Below are 17,210 nucleotides of genomic sequence, written 5' to 3' on the forward strand. Positions count from 1 at the left end.
CATGGCGCGACTGCTGTCGGTGAATGTCGGACTGCCGCGCGACATCGCGTGGAAGGGCCGCACCGTGCACAGCGGGATCTGGAAGGATCCGCTGCAGACCCGCTGCAAGGTCGGCCGGCTCAATCTCGCCGGTGACGGCCAGGGCGACCTCGCCGGCCACGGCGGCGAGATGCGCGCCGTGTTCGTCTACCAGATCGAGGCCTATCGCCACTGGCAAGATCAGTTGCAGCGCACCGACTTCGTCCACGGCCAGTTCGGCGAGAACTTCACCGTCGAAGGCCTGCCGGACGATGCCGTGTGCATCGGCGATCGCTACCGGATCGGCAGTGCGCTGTTCGAAATTACGCAGCCGCGTGTGACCTGTTATCGCGTTGGCATCCGGGTCGGCGAGCCGCGGATGCCGTCCCTGCTGACCTCGAGCGGACGGCCGGGCTTCTACTTCCGCGTCCTCGCCGAGGGCGAGGTCGGCGCCGGCGACGCGATCGTCAAGGTCGGCGAGGCGGACGAGCGCATGACCGTCGCCGAGATCAATGACCTGCTCTACTCGTCCGAGCATCCGCGCGAACGCCTCGAGCGCGCCTTGCGGATCGGAGCGCTTTCACCGGGATGGCGCGGGTCGTTCGAGGCCTTGCTCAAGGGGCAGGCCACCGGCAACGCAAGCGGAAATGCGGGGCTCGCGCCCGCATCGGCCGCGCATCCGGTTGCGCCGGGATTTCGCCGCCTCGCGATCACCGCGATCGAACAGGAATCCGCCGATGTGCTCTCGTTGACGATGCGCGATCCGGACGGCCGGAAGCTGCCGCCGGCCCTGCCCGGCCAGTATGTCGTGCTGCGGCTGCGGCCGGCGGGCGATCGCCCGCCGCTGTTGCGCAGCTACTCGCTGTCTGGTCCACCCTCGACCGGACATCGTCGCATCAGCGTCAAGCTCGAGCCGGATGGCGCCGCAGGCACTTTTCTGCGCGACCATGTCCGAACCGGCGACGTCATCGACGTCAGCTCGCCGCGCGGCAGCTTCATCCTGCAATCCGGCGAGCAGCCCGTGGTGCTGCTCAGCGCCGGGATCGGCGCGACGCCGGTGCTGGCGATGCTGTCGGCGCTGGCGGAGGCGCGCTCGCCGCGGCCGATCCTGTGGCTGCATGCCGCGCGCGACCGGCAGCATCATCCGTTTGCCACTGAGGTCCGCCGCCTGATGCGCGCGCTCCCGCAAGCGCGCAGCTATGTCTGCTACAGCAGACCGGACGCACACGATAAGCTCGGCGAGGATTTTGATGCGGCCGGCCATCTGTCGCGAGCGGTGTTCGATGCAATCGCATTGCCGCGCGACGCCGAAGTCTACATCTGCGGGCCGAACCGCTTCATGGCGGACATGAAGGCGGCGCTGGCCGCCCATGGCGTGGCGCCGGAGCGGCAGCATCTCGAATTCTTCAATGGCGGGGAGTCGCTCAATCCGGGCATCGTCGGCAGAGCGCCACGCGCGCCGCATCCGCCCGCCGCCGATGCCGATACCGGCCCCATGGTCTCATTCGCGCGCAGCGGCATCGCCGTCCACTGGAACGATTCGGCCTATCATAACATTCTGGAGCTGGCCGAGGCCTGCGACGTGCCGGTGCGCTGGTCCTGCCGGTCCGGCGTCTGCCACAACTGCGAAAGCGGCCTGATATCAGGCGCGGTCGCCTATGGACTGCAGCCGCTCGACATGCCGCCGGAAGGCAACCTGCTCATCTGCTGCTCGCGGCCGACGGGTGACATCGTTATCGATTTATGATTGGAAAGGTCACGTGATGAGTACAACCAGTACGGACGTCGTAAAGTTCTCAGTTGAGGTCATCACATTACCTGTAAGTGATATCGATCGCGCACTGCGATTCTACGTCGATCAGGCTGGCTTTGCGCTTGATGTCGACTATGTGCCGAACGATTTTTTCCGCGTGGTGCAGCTCACGCCGCCGGGCTCCGGCTGCTCGATCCAGATCGGTAAGGGACTGACGGATGCGCTCCCCGGGTCTCTACGTAACATCTATCTTGTCGTGACCGACCTCCAGGCGGCGCGGAGGCGCCTACTCGAATGCGGTGTCGAGGTCAGTGCGATTCGGCACAAGTTCCCCGTCGACGCTTGGAACGGTAGTTTTGAGGCGGGGCTCGATCCCGCGCGCAGGGACTACGCAAGTTTCGCTGACTTCTCGGATGCAGATGGCAATCGTTGGGTGCTGCAGGAACGGGGCTACCGCAATTGTTAGGAAATTGTCGAAGCCCGAACCAGTCGCCTCTGGCCCGTCAGTGATACGCTGCCGAACCCCGACAACGCCAGCTTGTGGCGCGGACCGGCCGAACTCCCGGTTTGCGCCAAGAGCTGCCTTCCTTCAACGGAGGTTTGGGCCCACCAAGCTCCGGCCTTTCTGCAGGCTGCAGTGCGCCACGATACTCACCTGACGAAAGCTGGATGAAAGTCTGACCGCGATGAGGTTAAGTGGAAGTCACAACTTCGGAGAGTGCCCGGCGATGATAGGAAGTGGAGAACTGCTCCCCCGATATCTATGCCAAACCACGCGGTAGCAGCCATTCCCACTACTCCCACTCGATCGTCCCAGGCGGCTTGCTCGTCACATCATACACCACCCGGTTCACGCCCTTCACCTCGTTGATGATGCGCGTGGCGGTCTCGCCGAGAAACTTCATGTCGAACTGGTAGAAGTCCGCGGTCATGCCGTCGGTCGAGGTGACGGCGCGCAGGCCCACGACGAAATCGTAGGTGCGGCCGTCGCCCATGACGCCCACCGTCTTCACGGGGAGCAGCACGGCAAAAGCCTGCCAGATGTCGTCGTAGAGGCCGTGTTTGCGGATCTGGTCGATGTAGACGGCGTCGGCCTTGCGCAGAATGTCGAGCTTGTCCTTCGTGATGTCGCCGGGGCAGCGGATGGCGAGGCCGGGGCCCGGGAACGGATGGCGGCCGACGAAGATTTCGGGCAGGCCGAGCTCGCGCCCTAACTTGCGCACCTCGTCCTTGAACAGCTCGCGCAGGGGCTCGACGAGCTTCATGTTCATGCGCTCAGGGAGGCCGCCGACATTGTGGTGCGATTTGATGGTCACCGAGGGGCCGCCGGTGAAGGAGACGCTCTCGATCACATCGGGGTAGAGCGTGCCTTGGGCCAGGAAATCGGCGCCGCCGATCTTCTTCGCCTCCTGCTCGAACACCTCGATGAAGAGGCGGCCGATGGTCTTGCGCTTCACTTCCGGGTCGGTGACGCCTTCGAGCTCGCCCAGAAACTGTTTCGAGGCATCCACGTGCACGAGCGGGATGTTGTAGTGGTGGCGGAACAGATCGACCACCGTCTTGGCCTCGTCGAGACGAAGCATGCCGTGGTCGACGAACACACAGGTGAGCTGGTCGCCGATGGCTTCGTGGATCAGCACGGCGGCGACTGCCGAATCGACGCCGCCGGAGAGGCCGCAGATCACCTTGCCCTTGCCGACCTGGGCGCGGATCTTTGCGATCTCCTCCTCGCGGAAGGCGCGCATGGTCCAGTCGCCGGAGAGGCCTGCGATCTTGCGGACGAAATTGCGGATCAGTTTTGCGCCGTCAGGCGTGTGCACCACTTCGGGGTGGAACATCAGGCCGTAATATTTGCGCGTCTCGTCCTGGATGATCGCGAACGGCGCGTTCGGCGACGTGCCGGCAACGGAGAAGCCCGGCGGCATCTTTGTGATGCGGTCGCCGTGGCTCATCCAGACCTGGTTCTTGCTGCCCGATGACCAGACGTCCTCGAACAGCTTGCTCCCGGCCTTCACCTCGACGGCGGCGCGGCCGAATTCGCGGTGGTGGCCGCCCTCGACGGTGCCCCCCAACTGGGCCGCCATGACCATCTGGCCGTAGCAGATGCCCATCACGGGCACGCCGGACTCGAAGATCGCTTGCGGCGCGCGGGGCGAGCCCGCCTCATGCACCGACTCCGGCCCGCCGGAGAGGATCACCGCTTTCGGCTTGATCGCGTTGAAGGCCGCTTCGGCCTTGTTGAACGGGACGATCTCGCAATAGACGCCGTCCTCGCGCACGCGGCGCGCAATCAGCTGCGTCACCTGGCTGCCGAAGTCGACGATGAGAATCTTGTCATGCGCCGAGGCCACTGAGGGCGTCGACGCGGAGCGGTCGTTCTGTGCTGCTGTCATGGCAAGCAAATACGCGACGTGCGACCGGCCCGCAACCGCGCGGGGCATGCACCCACATTCTTCTTTGGGCATGGACAACCGGATATAGGTAAATATTAATGACCTAATTTGCGCGACGTCGGCGGCGACTTCAGCGCTTGCACGCGCCGGCCTTCCTCACCCTGGTATCGGACCATGCCAGCGGACGGCCGGCCCGCGACGGGAGCAGGAGTTTGCCGACCGGCTGGCCCGTCTCGTCCACCAGGTCAGAATGCACTTCGCCACGGGCGTAGAGATTCGCTTCGCCCCATTGGCGCAAGCTGACGACGACTGGAAACAGGTCGCGCCCCCGCTTCGTCAGCGCATATTCCCGATAGGCGCTCCCGTCGGAGGCAGGAACCGGTTCGAGCACGCCAAGCTCCACCAGCCTGTGCAGGCGCGCACTGAGCATGCCCTTGGCGATACCGAGATTCTTCTGGAAATCGCCGAACCGGCGCAACCCGTCGAAGGCATCGCGCACGATCAGAAGCGACCAAACGTCCCCGATTGCGTCGAGTGCACGCGCCACCGGGCAGTCAGCCTCGGCAAAACCGGTCCGCTTCATTCGCCGTCCTCCGAACTGGTCTTAAAATAGGACTAGACAGGCCGGCGCGCAACTGGTCTTATTTCAAGACTAGATTGACGTGGCGGAGACGACAATGACAAACGGCGACATCGCGGCAGCCGGACCGACCAAGGCCGACCACACGGCCGGGCGCGGGCTCTCGCGCGGGATAGCGGTGTTGTTTGCGCTGACCTGCGGCCTGAGCGTCGCCAACGTCTACTTCGCGCAGCCGCTGCTCGATGCCATGGCGCACGATCTCGACATCGAGCCCGCCGCGATCGGGATGGTGGTGACGTTCACCCAGATCGGCTACGCGTTCGGCCTGATCCTGATCGTGCCGCTCGGCGACCTCTGGGATCGCCGCCGCCTGATCGTCGGCCAGACCGTGCTGTCGGCGATCGGCCTCGTCATCGTCGGCACGGCGTCGCATGCCGCCGTTCTGCTCGCGGGAATGGCGCTGGTCGGCGTGCTGGCCGTCGTCGTCCAGGTCCTCGTCGCCTTTGCCGCGACGCTTGCGACGCCGGACGGGCGCGGCCGCGCGATCGGCACCGTCACGAGCGGCGTCGTCGCCGGCATCCTGCTGGCGCGGTTCGCCTCGGGCGCGCTGGCCGATGTCGGCGGCTGGCGCATGGTCTACCTGCTCTCGGCCGGCCTCATGCTCGCCATGGCCGCGCTCCTGCTGCGGGTGTTGCCGGGCGGCCGGCAGTCGGCGCTGGCCGGATCCTCCTATCTGTCGCTGTTGCGCTCAACCGCCTCGCTGTTTGTCGAGGAGCCGATCCTGCGCGAGCGTGCGCTGTTTGCGTTTCTGATCTTCGCCAATCTCAACGTGTTCTGGACCTCGATCGTGCTGCCGCTCTCGGCACCTCCCCTCGCGCTGTCGCACACCACGATCGGGTTGCTCGGCGTCGCCGGGTTCGCCGGAGCGCTCGCGGCGCGCAATGCCGGGCGGCTTGCCGATCTCGGATGGGCCCAGCGCACCACCGGGCTGTCGCTGCTGCTGATGCTGGGCGCCTGGGCTCCGATCGCCTGCCTGCACACCTCGCTCTGGTTGGTCGTCGCCGGCGTGATCATGCTGGATCTGGGGCTCCAGGCCGTGCATGTGACGAGCCAAAGCCTGATCATCGCCGCGCGACCCGATGCGGCGAGCCGACTGGTCGGCGGCTACATGGTGTTCTACTCGGTCGGAAGCGCGCTTGGCGCGATTGCGTCGACGATGGTGTACGCGATGGCCGGCTGGGCCGGCGTCTGCGTGCTCGGCGCGGCAATCAGCGCCGCCGCGTTGCTGGTCTGGGTCATTATCGCAAGCAGGATGCCGGTGACGGCGGACTGCGCGCTGACGCACTGGCAAAAATGAGGACGACGGCAAGAGCATCCGATAATAACAGCACTGCCGTCGCCGAGCCAGGATCACCGCCATGAAACTCCCCGCCTCCCCCTTCACCGTTACCGACTGGAGCAAGGTCGAGACCACCACGCACCCCGGCGAGACCGGCCAGGCGCTGTGGCGGACGCTCAACATCGGCGATCTGCGCGTGCGGATGGTCGAGTACTCGCCGGGCTATCTCGCCGACCATTGGTGTGACCGCGGGCACGTGCTCTACGTGCTCAAGGGCGAGCTCGACAGCGAGCTGCGCGACGGGCGCAAGTTCAAGCTGACGGCCGGAATGAGCTACCAGGTCTCGGATTTCGGCGACGCCGCGCACCGGTCCTCGACGGCCACCGGCGCCACGCTTTTCATTGTGGACTGAGACACGCCGGGCGGTTCAGTTGCACCGCAAAATAGCAAAGTTGCGCGATATGCCGGGCCACGGGTGATGCCTTGAAGTGGCCCCAAATTCTCGCTATATTGTGATCATCGATACTTGGCCGAACGACTGGGCCGCTTCGCTTCGTTGCAGACGAGCGCGCACGCTTCAGATGACTTCTCCAAACATCGACTGAACAGGACCATGGGCGCAGTGACGCGTACCGGTCCGCGTGCGTACCATCTCTAACAAAGGAAATTCCCATGGCTATGGGCACAGTGAAGTGGTTCAACACCCAAAAGGGTTATGGTTTCATCCAGCCGGACGACGGCCAGAAGGACGTGTTCGTGCACATCAGCGCGGTCGAGCGTGCTGGCCTCTCCTCCCTCAACGAGGGCCAGAAGGTCTCGTTCGACATCGTCGCCGACCGCCGCAGCGGCAAGTCGTCGGCTGACAATCTCCGCGTCGGCTAAGCGCCGGCGCACCAGCGCTTCCGACCACGGACGTACCGGTTGGAAGCGCTAACGAACACAGGCCCCGCGACCGGGATTCGGTTCGTGGGGCTTTTGTTTTGCGGAGATCGTCATTCCGGGGCGGCCGGAAGGCGACCCGGAATCCGTCGCGCGGCGGTCTCTGCGGCTCCATGGATTCCAGGTTCGCGCTACGCGCGCTCCGGAATGACGGCGGGGGTGAGATCGAGATCAGCCACCCTTCTTCAGCACCGAGACGAAGAACCCGTCCGTCCCCGTCCGCCGCGGCGTCATCAGCCAACCCTCGGCGGATTGCAGCGCGGCCTTTGCAAAATCCTCCGCCTTGTCCCAGAGCACGCTCGCGGTCTCTTCGGGCGGCATGATCGTGAACTCGCCATGGCGGGCAGTGAACGCCCTCACCTGCTCGCCGTTCTCTTCTGCCAGCACCGAGCAGGTGATGTAGGCGATCCGGCCACCTGGCTTCAGCAGCGGAACCGCGCGCTCCAGCACCTCCACCTGATCGCGCAGGCGGATCTCCAGCGCGCCCGGGCGCATGCGCCATTTGGCGTCGGGATTGCGGCGCCAGGTTCCGGTTCCCGTGCAGGGTGCGTCGATCACGACGAGGTCGGCGGTGCCGCTGATGTCGGCCAGCGGATCGGCCTCGCCCTTGGGCGTGCGGACATCGGCATTGTGGACGCCGGCGCGCGACAGCCGCTCATGGATCGGCGCGAGCATGCGCTTGTCGCGGTCGGTCGCAATCAGCCGGCCCTTGCCCTGCATCAGGGCTGCGAGGGCCAGCGTCTTGCCGCCGGCGCCGGCACAGAGATCGATCACCTGCTCGCCGGGTTTTGCCGCAGTGAAGCTCGTTGCGAGCTGCGATCCCTCGTCCTGCACTTCAACGCCGCCCTTGATGAAATCCTCCTCGGCCTGGATGCCGGGATTGCGCGCATCGGCCGAAAGCTCGATGCGCAGGCCGGTTGCCGACCAATGCGTCGGTTTCGCGTGAAGATGAGCAAGCGCCCGCAGCACCTTGTCGCGATTGGATTTTAGCGTGTTGACGCGCAAATCGAGCGGGGCCCGGCTCGCCATCGCGGCCGCCTCCGCGGCGCGCTCTTCGCCGAACACTTTTGCAAAGTACGGGTCGAGCCATTCCGGATAATCGCCGGCGATCGCTGCCGGCGCGTCCTTCAGGGAACGCGAGGCCAGCGCAGCCTGCTCGGCCTCCGTCAGCGGCGCCGGTGCAAACCGGCTGCCGTCGAACAGCGCGCCCATGGTGGCCGTGTCCATGTTGCGTTCGAGGCGGAGCATGCCGATCAGCCGCGCCCGCGCGGTATCGGCGTCCATCAGGAAGGCGCTCGAGGCATAGCGGCGCAGCACGTCCCAGACGAGGCCGGCGATCGCGGCGCGGTCGCCGGAGCCGGCGAAGCGGTGCGCGGTGCCCCACTCCTTCAGCGCCTTGGCGGCGGGCACGCGGTCTTTCTCGATGGTGTCGATCAGTTCGATGGCTGCGGACAGCCGGGCAGCGGGAGTCATTTCAAATCTTTCAGATCAGCAAGAGCATTTTCAGTGCGAAGTAGACCCACATCGCGAGCAGCACGAGCACGCCGGCGAGCCAGAGCGTCGAGCGCTGGCCGAGATCGTTCGAGGAGACGAAGATTCCGGCATGGGCAAAGCGCGTCGCCACGAACACCCAGGACATCAGCACGATGAAGAGATCGGCATGGCGCAAGGGCAGCGCCAGCGCGATCAGGGCGTAGAACAGCACCGGCAATTCGAACTGGTTGCGGTAGCAATTGGCGATTTGTGTGGCGTCCTTGGGCCAGTTCGGCTCGCCGAGCGCAATGTCGCGGATCTTGGTCTCGCCGGAGACGAGCGCTTGCCGGCGCCCTAGCACCATGCTGATCAGGAGGGCGAAGGTGAGCCCGACCTGGACGAAGACCGGCAGCAAAACCATTTGAATGGACATCGGAGTTTTCCCATCCGGCAGAAACCACAGCAAGCGTCCATTAGCCGCCACCGCTGTTCCTGACAATCAACGAGTTGAACCGGCGTTCCCGATGAGGCGACCAACTGTCGATGGTTAAAGCGATTTTGGCGCTTTGGGCCTGGGGCGAGATACCGCCATGCTCGGCGACGGACGCGCGGTGCTGCGCGGCGCGGTGGCGCCCAACCACCGCACCGCCGACCGCGTGCTGGTCGTGAACCTGCCCGGCAAGGAAACGTAGGAATTCCGCCTCCGCCTGCCCGCCGAGCCGCCTCGCTTTGAGCAGTTCGGCCCCTGGCACCTCGCCGACCGCATTGCCTCGCCGCTGGCCGGCAGCGTCGCCCCGCAGGACGCCTACACGATCCGCTACCGCGTGTTTTAAACTTTGTTCGTTGCGATCCATGCCCGCGCCGTCATCGTTCCGACGCGCGACAGCGGGTACGATGACCGCATGTCCGAATTTCGCCTGACGCAGATTTCCGACACCATCTCGGCCGGCGCTTTCCCGGCCTGATCGCCAACTTCCACCGCGTCAGCGAGCATATCGACACTGATAGGCCCGATCTCGTCGTCAATACCGGCGACGTCTCGTTCGACGGGCCGACCAGCCGCGACGATGTCGAATTCGCGAAGGGCCTGCACGATGCCCTGCCCGTTGCTTGCCGCTACCTCCCCGGCAATCACGACATCGGCGACAATCCGACCGCGATCGGGCCGGCGCCGAAGCCGCCGGTCACGGAAGCGCACCGCCAGCAATTCCGCGACATCATCGGCGAAGACCATTGGTCGTTCGAGGCCGCGGGCTGGAGTTTCATCGGCCTCAACACGCTGGTGATGAATTCCGGGCTCGTCTTCGAGGCCGAGCAGATCGACTGGCTGGCCTCCGAGATCGCGCGCACGAACGGCAGACCCGTCGCGCTGTTCCTGCACAAGCCGGTCTTCCTCAACCTGCCCGACGACCCCGAGACGCCGGCGACATCGATCCGCTATGTGCCGCAGCCGGCGCGGGCGCGGCTGCTCGAAATGTTCGGGAATGTCGATCTGCGCCTGATCGCCAGCGGACACGTGCACCAGCGGCGCGACTTCACCTATCGCCACACCCGCCATGTCTGGGCGCCATCGGCCGGCTTCAAGATCAACGACGCGCGCCAGGATCGCATCGCAATCAAGGAAGTCGGGCTGGTCGAATACCGCTTCCAGCCCGACAGCTTCGAGGTCCGCCACGTCCGCGCGGCAGGCCAGGTCGATATCGATATCGAGGAGTTGCTCGCCCAGATGGGCGGCGAGCATTAGCCCCGCAACATTCAGGCGACGCTCTTGAGATCCTGCTGGATCGCGGCGAGCAAGGATTGCAGCGCTGCGCTGTTCACCGGCTTGGCCGGGACATCATTGGTCATCTGCTCGGCGGCAGGATTGATCGCTTTGACCGGCCGCTTCGGGAACGGTGGCGCTGCCAGCATCGACGGCCGGGTCAAATCGCCCTGTTCCTCGGCGTGAACGAACTTGCCATGGATGACGTCGTCGCGACGGCCCACGACGAACATGGTCGCCCAATAGCCGGCGGCCAACAGAATTACGCAGAAAATACCGATCTCGAACATCGCAACACCTAAAATATGCGCGATGATTCAATGCCTTCGCTCTGAGGTCAATGAACCGACGGTCACACAAGCGGCTTTTGCCGGCGGGTGTGGCCGATCGGTGACTCTTTGTTAACCATCTCCGTTCGGAGAGAACCGGTATCCACTTCGCTCGAAAACGCTTCCTAGGCCTTGTCCGGCCCCACCCGCACCAGCTGCTTGCCGAAATTGGCGCCCTTCAGGAGCCCCATGAAGGCACCGGGCGCGCTGTCCAGGCCCTCGGTGACGAACTCCTTGTACTTGACCTTGCCCTCGCGGACCCAGGTGGACATGTCGCGCAGGAAGTCGCCACGGCGGCTGGCGAAATCGGAGACGATGAAGCCGCGGAAGGTGAGCCGCTTGGTCAGTGTCGCGCGCATCATGGATGCCGCCCATTTCGGCGGCTTGGCCTCGGTGTCGTTGTAATGGGCGATCAGGCCGCAGACCGGAACGCGCGCGAAGGGATTGAGCAGCGGGAACACCGCCTCGAACACGGCGCCGCCGACATTCTCGAAATAGACGTCGATACCCCCAGGGCAGGCGTCCTTCAGCTTCGCCGCCAGATCAGGGTCGCGGTGATCGATGCAGGCATCGAAGCCGAGTTCCTTCACCACGTAGTCGCACTTGTCCTTGCCGCCGGCGATGCCGACCGCGCGTGCACCCTTGATCTTCGCGATCTGGCCGACGGCCGATCCGACAGCGCCGGAGGCGCCGGCGACGACGACGGTCTCGCCGGGTTGCGGCTTGCCGATGTCGAGCAGGCCCGTGTAGGCCGTCATACCGGGCATGCCGAGCACGCCGATGGAGGTCGAGATCGGCCCGAGCTTCGGATCGACCTTGATCAAGCCCTTGCCGTTCGAGATCGCGTGCGACTGCCAGCCCGACCGTATCCGCACGATGTCGCCCGTGGCGAAGTCCGGATTGTTGGAGGCCGCAACCTCGCTGACTGCCTCGCCTTCCATCACGCCGCCGATCGGCACCGGCGCAGCGTAGGACGGACCCTCGCTCATGCGCCCGCGCATATAGGGATCGAGCGAGAGCCAGATCGTGCGCAGCAGGACTTCACCTGCGCCGGGCGCCGGAATCGCGAATTCCTCGATGCGGAAATCGGACGACTTTGGCTCGCCGACGGGACGTGCGGCGAGAACGATGCGCTTGCCTTGGGACATGATGGCTTCCTCCGGAGTTTCTTCGTCGGGGACGGAAGCGGAGGGAGAGGAGCGCGTCAATACAAAAGCGGTGGAGCGTGGTGTCGTGCTATGCGCACCTCTCGTGTCCCGGACGCGCTGCTGCGCTCTTGCGCTGCGTCCGGGACACGAGACCGGAGGCTAGCCTCCGCCCGGATAATTCGGGCTCTCGCGCGTGATGGTCACGTCGTGGACGTGGCTTTCGCGCAGGCCTGCGCCGGTGATGCGGACGAACTGCGCCTTCTCATGCAGATCCTTCATATCGCCGGCGCCGACATAGCCCATCGCGGCGCGCAGGCCGCCGGCGAGTTGGTGCATGACATTGCCGACCGGCCCCTTGTAGGGCACCTGGCCCTCGATGCCTTCGGGCACGAGCTTCAGCGTGTCCTTGATGTCCTGCTGGAAGTAGCGGTCGGCCGAGCCGCGCGCCATCGCGCCGACCGAGCCCATGCCGCGATAGGCCTTGTACGAACGGCCCTGCCACAAGAACACCTCGCCCGGCGCCTCGTCGGTGCCGGCGAGCAGTGAACCGACCATGGCGATGTCGGCACCGGCGGCGAGCGCCTTGGCGAGATCGCCCGAGAACTTGATGCCGCCGTCGGCAATGACGGGAATGTCGGACTTCTTTGCGGCCTCGACCGCATCCATGATCGCGGTGAGCTGGGGCACGCCAACGCCGGCGACGATGCGCGTGGTGCAGATCGAGCCCGGGCCGATGCCGACCTTGATGCAGTCCGCGCCGGAATCGATCAGCGCCTGCGCGCCTTCCGCGGTCGCAACGTTGCCGGCAACGACCTGCACCGAATTGGACAGGCGCTTGATGCGGTTCACCGCATGCAGCACGTGACGGGAATGGCCGTGCGCGGTGTCGACCACGACGAGGTCGACGCCGGCATCGATCAGGCGTTCGGTGCGCTCAAAGCCGGTGTCGCCGACGGTGGTCGCGGCGGCGACGCGCAGGCGGCCCCGCGCGTCCTTGCAGGCCAGCGGATGGGCGACCGCCTTCTCCATGTCCTTCACGGTGATCAGGCCGACGCAGCGATATTGCTCGTCGACCACGAGCAGCTTCTCGATGCGATGCTGGTGCAGCATCCGCCTCGCCTCGTCCTGGCTGACATTCTCGCGCACCGTGACGAGACTTTCGTGCGTCATCAGCTCGGAGACTTTTTGCTGGCGGTCGGTGGCGAACCGCACGTCGCGGTTGGTAAGGATGCCGACCAGCTTGCCCGGCGTGGACTTGCCTGCGCCGGTGACGACGGGAATGCCGGAGATGCCGTGATCGCTCATCAGCTTGAGCGCATCGTCGAGCGAGGCCTCGGGGCTGATGGTGAGAGGGTTCACCACCATGCCCGACTCGTAGCGCTTGACCTGCCGCACCTGGGCGGCCTGCCCTTCGGGATCGAAATTGCGGTGGATGACGCCGAGGCCGCCGGCCTGCGCCATGGCGATCGCCATGCGGGCTTCGGTGACCGTGTCCATGGCGGACGCCATGATCGGGATGTTGAGCAGGATGGCGCGGGTGACGCGGGAGCGGATGTCGACCTCGCCCGGCATGACGTCCGACAGGCCCGGCTTCAACAGCACGTCGTCGAACGTGAGGGCTTCGCGAATGCCTTGAAGTTGCACCGTGGCCATTTGCCAACTCCTTCCTGCGGCACTGCCGCAAATAGCTATGGATGAGCGCCGCCCTCGGCGTACCTTGCGGCATCGCCGGAGAATCGGAGCCCATCAGTGGGGTTGACGCGGGTCGATAGCACGGGTGGGTGACGAATCAAAGTAATTCGAACCGCCGGCCAGCCATGCACGGGCTTTTTACGTAAATTCAGCGGGGATAGCCTAAGCGCGCCCGCCCACCGTCATTCCGGGGCGCGACGAAGTCGCGAGCCCGGAATCCATCCCGCAGCGATCTCCGGGCACAATGGATTCCGGGCTCGCGCCAGTAGGTGCGCCCCGGAATGACGAGGGAGCAAGAGGTCCGGAATGCAGCCGTTGAAGCGCGGCAAACCGTTGTCACGCAGGATTTAGGTGCTATGCGTCGATCCGCAATGGTCGCGGGCCAGTGGCGGTGTTAAGCCGCAACTCCACCCTCCTTCCGATTTCCATTACCAACCTGTCATGGTCGACAAGCAACGCATCATTCCGCTGATCGTGGCCACTGCTCTCTTTATGGAGAACATGGATTCGACGGTCATCGCGACGTCGCTGCCGGCGATCGCGGCCGACATCGGCACCAGTCCGCTGACACTGAAGCTCGCGATCACCTCCTATCTGCTGTCGCTGGCGGTGTTCATTCCGGCGAGCGGCTGGACCGCCGACCGTTTTGGCGCGCGCATGGTGTTTGCGATTGCCGTCGGCGTGTTCATGGTCGGCTCGGTCGGCTGCGCGCTCTCGACCTCGGTCACCGATTTCGTATTCGCGCGCGTCCTGCAAGGCATGGGCGGAGCGATGATGACGCCGGTCGGACGCCTGGTGCTGCTGCGCTCCGTGGACAAGAGTGCGCTGGTCAATGCGATGGCCTGGGTGACGGTTCCTGCCCTGATCGGTCCCGTGATCGGCCCGCCGCTCGGCGGCTTCATCACCACCTATGCGTCCTGGCATTGGATCTTCCTGATCAACATCCCGATCGGGCTGCTCGGCATCTTCATGGCCTTGCGCTTCATCGATCCCATCAAGAGCGAGGAACGAGAGCCGTTCGATCTCTACGGCATGGTGCTGGCGGGCGTCGGGCTGGCCGGCATTGCCTTCGGCCTGTCGGTGGCCGGTCTCAACCTGCTGCCCTGGAGCACGGTTGCCGCGCTGGTTGCCGGCGGATCGATCTCGATGACGCTCTATGTCCTCCACGCCCGGCGAACGGGATCGCCGGTGTTGGACTTTTCGCTGCTGAAGCTGCCGACGCTACGCGCGGCCGTTTTCGGCGGTTTCATGTTCCGGCTCGGCATCGGCGCGCTGCCGTTCCTGCTGCCGCTGCTGATGCAGATCGGCTTCGGCCTGTCGCCATTCAAGTCCGGCCTCGTCACGTTTGGCTCTTCGCTCGGCGCCATGGGCATGAAGGCGCTGGCCGCGCGCATCATCCGCGCCTTCGGCTTCCGCAATCTGATGACGGTGAACGCGATCGTCAGCGCAATTTTCCTCGCCGCATGTGCACTGTTCACGGTGACGACGCCGCTGCTGATCATCATGATCATCCTGGTGGTCGGCGGCTTCTTCCGCTCGCTGGAGTTCACCGCGATCAATACGGTCGCCTATGCCGAGGTCGAGACCGCGCAGATGAGCCGCGCCACCACGCTCGTCAGCGTCAACCAGCAGCTTGCGGTCTCCGCCGGTGTCGCCGTCGGCGCCGCCTCGGTGGAGACGACGATGTGGCTCAGCCATGTCAGCGAGCTCAATGCCACCGTGTTCGCGCCCGCGTTCGTCGTGGTGGCGCTGACCTCGGCGGCGTCGAGCTGGTTCTTCTGGCAGATGCCAGCCGACGCCGGCCACGAGATCTCCGGCCGCAAGGCGGTCGACATTTCCAGCCGCAAGGGTGCCGCAAAGAGCGCGGCGAGCGCCGCCGTCAAGACCGCGACGGAGGATACCCAGGACGTGCGGGACCAGCGGCTGGGGTAGCGCCCCAACTCGTCATTCGCGGCTACGTCTTCGGCTCGCCGCGAAATCCCGTCGCCAGCACGTAGCGCTCCGAGGAATCCTGCCGGCTGGCGGCGGGTTTCACGTGGCGCACGGTGGCAAAATCGCGCTTGAGCTGGGCGAGCAACTCGGCGTCGGCCCCGCTCTGGAACGCCTTCGCCAGGAAGCTCCCGCCCGGTTTCAGCACGTCGCAGGCGAACGCGGCGGCGGTCTCGATCAGGCCGACGATGCGGAGCTGGTCGGTCTTGCGGTGACCGGTGGTGTTGGCGGCCATGTCGGACATCACGACGTCCGCCCCGCCTCCCAACATCGCGGTGAGCTTGTCCGGTGCGTCGTTCTCCATGAAGTCGAGTTGCGCGAACTCGACGCCGGCAATCTCCGGCATCTCCAGCAGATCGATCGCCACGACCTTGCCTTTGCCGTCAACCGAGCCGACGCGCTTGGCGGCGATCTGGCTCCAGCCGCCCGGCGCGGCGCCGAGATCGACAACCGCCATGCCGGGCTTGAGCAGCCGGTATTTGTCGTCGATCTCGAGCAGCTTGAAAGCGGCGCGCGAGCGATAGCCCAGCGCCTTCGCCTTCACCACATAGGGATCGTTGAGCTGCCGCTCCAGCCACAGCTTGGACGACAATTTGCGCTTGCCGCCGGTCTTGACCTGGACGTGCAAGCGGCCGGTGGTGTCCTTGGCCATCTCACCGGCTCCCGAGCGCGCCGTCTTCGCGCATCATCTCGACCAGCATGCCTTCGCGCAGGCCCCGGTCGGCGACGCGCAGGCGTGGCAGCGGAAAGGCACGGCGGATCGCGTCGAGGATGGCGCAGCCGGCCAGCACGAGATCGGCGCGTTCGAAGCTGATGCAGCTGTTGGCCGCGCGCTCCTCGTAGCTCATGCCGAGCAGCTTGCTGATCGTCGCGGTCACGTCGGTATCGTTCATCCAGACGCTGTCGATGCGGCGGCGGTCGTAACGCGCGAGGTTGAGATGGATGCCGGCGAGCGTCGTCACCGTGCCTGACGTGCCGAGCAGATGCATATCAGTGAGATCGCCGCCATGCTGTTCGGCGAACGGCGCGATGTGCTGGGCGACCTCCCGTTCCATCGCGGCATAGATCTCCGGTGTCACGTCGCGGCCGCCGAATTGTTCGGCGAGCGTCACGACACCCAGCGGGATCGACATCCAGGCTTTTATGCGCGGCTCCGGATTCTGCGGATCACGCTCGATCCGCACCAGCTCGGTCGAGCCGCCGCCGATGTCGAACAGGATCGCGCCCCTGCCCCTGGGATCGACCAGCGGCGAGCAGCCGAGCACGGCGAGCGAAGCCTCGGTCTCGCGGTCGATCACTTCCAACTCGATGCCGGTCTCGGCCGCGACGCGGCTGCGAAAATCTTCGGCATTCGAGGCAGCTCGGCAGGCTTCGGTCGCGATCAGCCGCAGCCGCCGCGCTTTCCTCAAGTTGATCTTGTCGCGGCAGATGCTGAGCGCCACTACGGCCCGCTCGATCGCGGCGTCGCTGATGCACCCGGTTGCCGAGACGCCCTCGCCGAGCCGGATGATGCGCGAGAAGGAATCGACCACGCGAAAGCCTTCGCTGGTCGGACAAGCGATCAGGAGCCTGCAATTGTTGGTGCCGAGGTCCAGCGCCGCGTAGACGCCGGTTCCCGGCGCTTGCACGCCGACGGCCGGTTCGGCGGCGAATGCTACCGCCGCCATCGACCCCTCGAGCTCACCGTGCGGCACAAGACCGTCGCGGAGCCGCGTGTGGTCATTCATACAAACTATCTTTCCGCGGCCCTAAGGGCCGGTCAGGAATTGCTTTTTCGCCTGAAACATTAGCAGCG

General features: G+C 65.4%; 15 protein-coding genes and 2 pseudogenes. 8 read left to right on the forward strand and 9 right to left on the reverse strand.

Annotation, left to right across the window (positions count from 1 at the left end; all coding sequences use genetic code 11):
- Position 1 precedes the first annotated feature (1 nt).
- Both IVA80_RS14000 and IVA80_RS14005 read left to right on the forward strand, forming a co-directional pair.
- A complete protein-coding gene (locus IVA80_RS14000) occupies positions 2 to 1,765 on the forward strand; it encodes an MOSC and FAD-binding oxidoreductase domain-containing protein (RefSeq protein ID WP_247430554.1) in 1,764 nt (587 codons plus the stop codon).
- A gap of 16 nt (positions 1,766 to 1,781) precedes the next feature.
- On the forward strand, positions 1,782 to 2,237 hold the full coding sequence (locus IVA80_RS14005; RefSeq protein WP_346347999.1) for a VOC family protein: 456 nt from the start codon (positions 1,782 to 1,784) through the stop codon (positions 2,235 to 2,237).
- Positions 2,238 to 2,565: 328 nt separating this feature from the next.
- Here the strand turns inward: IVA80_RS14005 and guaA are convergent, their stop codons facing one another.
- Together guaA and IVA80_RS14015 are read right to left on the reverse strand one after the other, a co-directional pair.
- Positions 2,566 to 4,164 (reverse strand): glutamine-hydrolyzing GMP synthase, encoded by a 1,599-nt coding sequence (gene guaA / locus IVA80_RS14010; protein WP_247430657.1) that lies wholly within the window; start codon positions 4,162 to 4,164, stop codon positions 2,566 to 2,568.
- Between the two features lie 130 nt (positions 4,165 to 4,294).
- Positions 4,295 to 4,747, reverse strand: coding sequence for a helix-turn-helix domain-containing protein (locus tag IVA80_RS14015; protein ID WP_247430560.1), 453 nt, complete (start codon positions 4,745 to 4,747; stop codon positions 4,295 to 4,297).
- A 94-nt stretch (positions 4,748 to 4,841) separates the two neighbouring features.
- Here IVA80_RS14015 and IVA80_RS14020 point away from each other — a divergent pair, with 94 nt between their 5' ends.
- From IVA80_RS14020 to IVA80_RS14030, 3 genes are all read left to right on the forward strand, one after another.
- Entirely contained in the window at positions 4,842 to 6,101 is a 1,260-nt protein-coding gene (locus IVA80_RS14020) for an MFS transporter (RefSeq protein ID WP_247430563.1), read from the forward strand.
- 61 nt (positions 6,102 to 6,162) lie between these two features.
- On the forward strand, positions 6,163 to 6,495 hold the full coding sequence (locus IVA80_RS14025) for a DHCW motif cupin fold protein (RefSeq protein ID WP_247430566.1): 333 nt from the start codon (positions 6,163 to 6,165) through the stop codon (positions 6,493 to 6,495).
- Between the two features lie 260 nt (positions 6,496 to 6,755).
- A complete protein-coding gene (locus IVA80_RS14030; protein ID WP_008141931.1) occupies positions 6,756 to 6,965 on the forward strand; it encodes a cold-shock protein in 210 nt (69 codons plus the stop codon).
- A gap of 228 nt (positions 6,966 to 7,193) precedes the next feature.
- Here the strand turns inward: IVA80_RS14030 and IVA80_RS14035 are convergent, their stop codons facing one another.
- Entirely contained in the window at positions 7,194 to 8,495 is a 1,302-nt protein-coding gene (locus IVA80_RS14035; protein WP_247430569.1) for an RsmB/NOP family class I SAM-dependent RNA methyltransferase, read from the reverse strand.
- 10 nt (positions 8,496 to 8,505) lie between these two features.
- Positions 8,506 to 8,928 (reverse strand): MAPEG family protein, encoded by a 423-nt coding sequence (locus tag IVA80_RS14040; protein ID WP_247430572.1) that lies wholly within the window; start codon positions 8,926 to 8,928, stop codon positions 8,506 to 8,508.
- 160 nt (positions 8,929 to 9,088) lie between these two features.
- Here IVA80_RS14040 and IVA80_RS38600 point away from each other — a divergent pair.
- Both IVA80_RS38600 and IVA80_RS14050 read left to right on the forward strand, forming a co-directional pair.
- Positions 9,089 to 9,328 (forward strand): annotated as a pseudogene (locus IVA80_RS38600) (acriflavin resistance protein); the annotation flags it as partial.
- 69 nt (positions 9,329 to 9,397) lie between these two features.
- Positions 9,398 to 10,239: pseudogene (locus tag IVA80_RS14050) on the forward strand (metallophosphoesterase).
- Between the two features lie 11 nt (positions 10,240 to 10,250).
- Here the strand turns inward: IVA80_RS14050 and IVA80_RS14055 are convergent.
- The 3 genes from IVA80_RS14055 to guaB all read right to left on the reverse strand — a co-directional run bounded on the left by IVA80_RS14055 (position 10,251) and on the right by guaB (position 13,387).
- A complete protein-coding gene (locus IVA80_RS14055) occupies positions 10,251 to 10,547 on the reverse strand; it encodes a hypothetical protein (protein ID WP_247430577.1) in 297 nt (98 codons plus the stop codon).
- A 164-nt stretch (positions 10,548 to 10,711) separates the two neighbouring features.
- Entirely contained in the window at positions 10,712 to 11,734 is a 1,023-nt protein-coding gene (locus tag IVA80_RS14060) for an NADP-dependent oxidoreductase (protein WP_247430580.1), read from the reverse strand.
- Positions 11,735 to 11,893: 159 nt separating this feature from the next.
- On the reverse strand, positions 11,894 to 13,387 hold the full coding sequence (gene guaB, locus IVA80_RS14065) for an IMP dehydrogenase (RefSeq protein ID WP_247430585.1): 1,494 nt from the start codon (positions 13,385 to 13,387) through the stop codon (positions 11,894 to 11,896).
- Between the two features lie 480 nt (positions 13,388 to 13,867).
- Here guaB and IVA80_RS14070 point away from each other — a divergent pair, with 480 nt between their 5' ends.
- Entirely contained in the window at positions 13,868 to 15,358 is a 1,491-nt protein-coding gene (locus tag IVA80_RS14070) for an MFS transporter (protein ID WP_247430587.1), read from the forward strand.
- Between the two features lie 22 nt (positions 15,359 to 15,380).
- Here the strand turns inward: IVA80_RS14070 and IVA80_RS14075 are convergent, their stop codons facing one another.
- The gene (locus IVA80_RS14075; protein ID WP_247430590.1) at positions 15,381 to 16,067 is read right to left on the reverse strand and encodes an RlmE family RNA methyltransferase; all 687 of its coding nucleotides are present in this window, start codon (positions 16,065 to 16,067) and stop codon (positions 15,381 to 15,383) included.
- Position 16,068: 1 nt separating this feature from the next.
- Complete coding sequence (locus IVA80_RS14080) at positions 16,069 to 17,142, reverse strand: Ppx/GppA phosphatase family protein (protein WP_247430593.1); 1,074 nt, start codon at positions 17,140 to 17,142, stop codon at positions 16,069 to 16,071.
- Between the last annotated feature and the right edge of the window lie 68 nt (positions 17,143 to 17,210).

The organism is Bradyrhizobium sp. 139 (assembly GCF_023074175.1).
Lineage (GTDB): Bacteria > Pseudomonadota > Alphaproteobacteria > Rhizobiales > Xanthobacteraceae > Bradyrhizobium.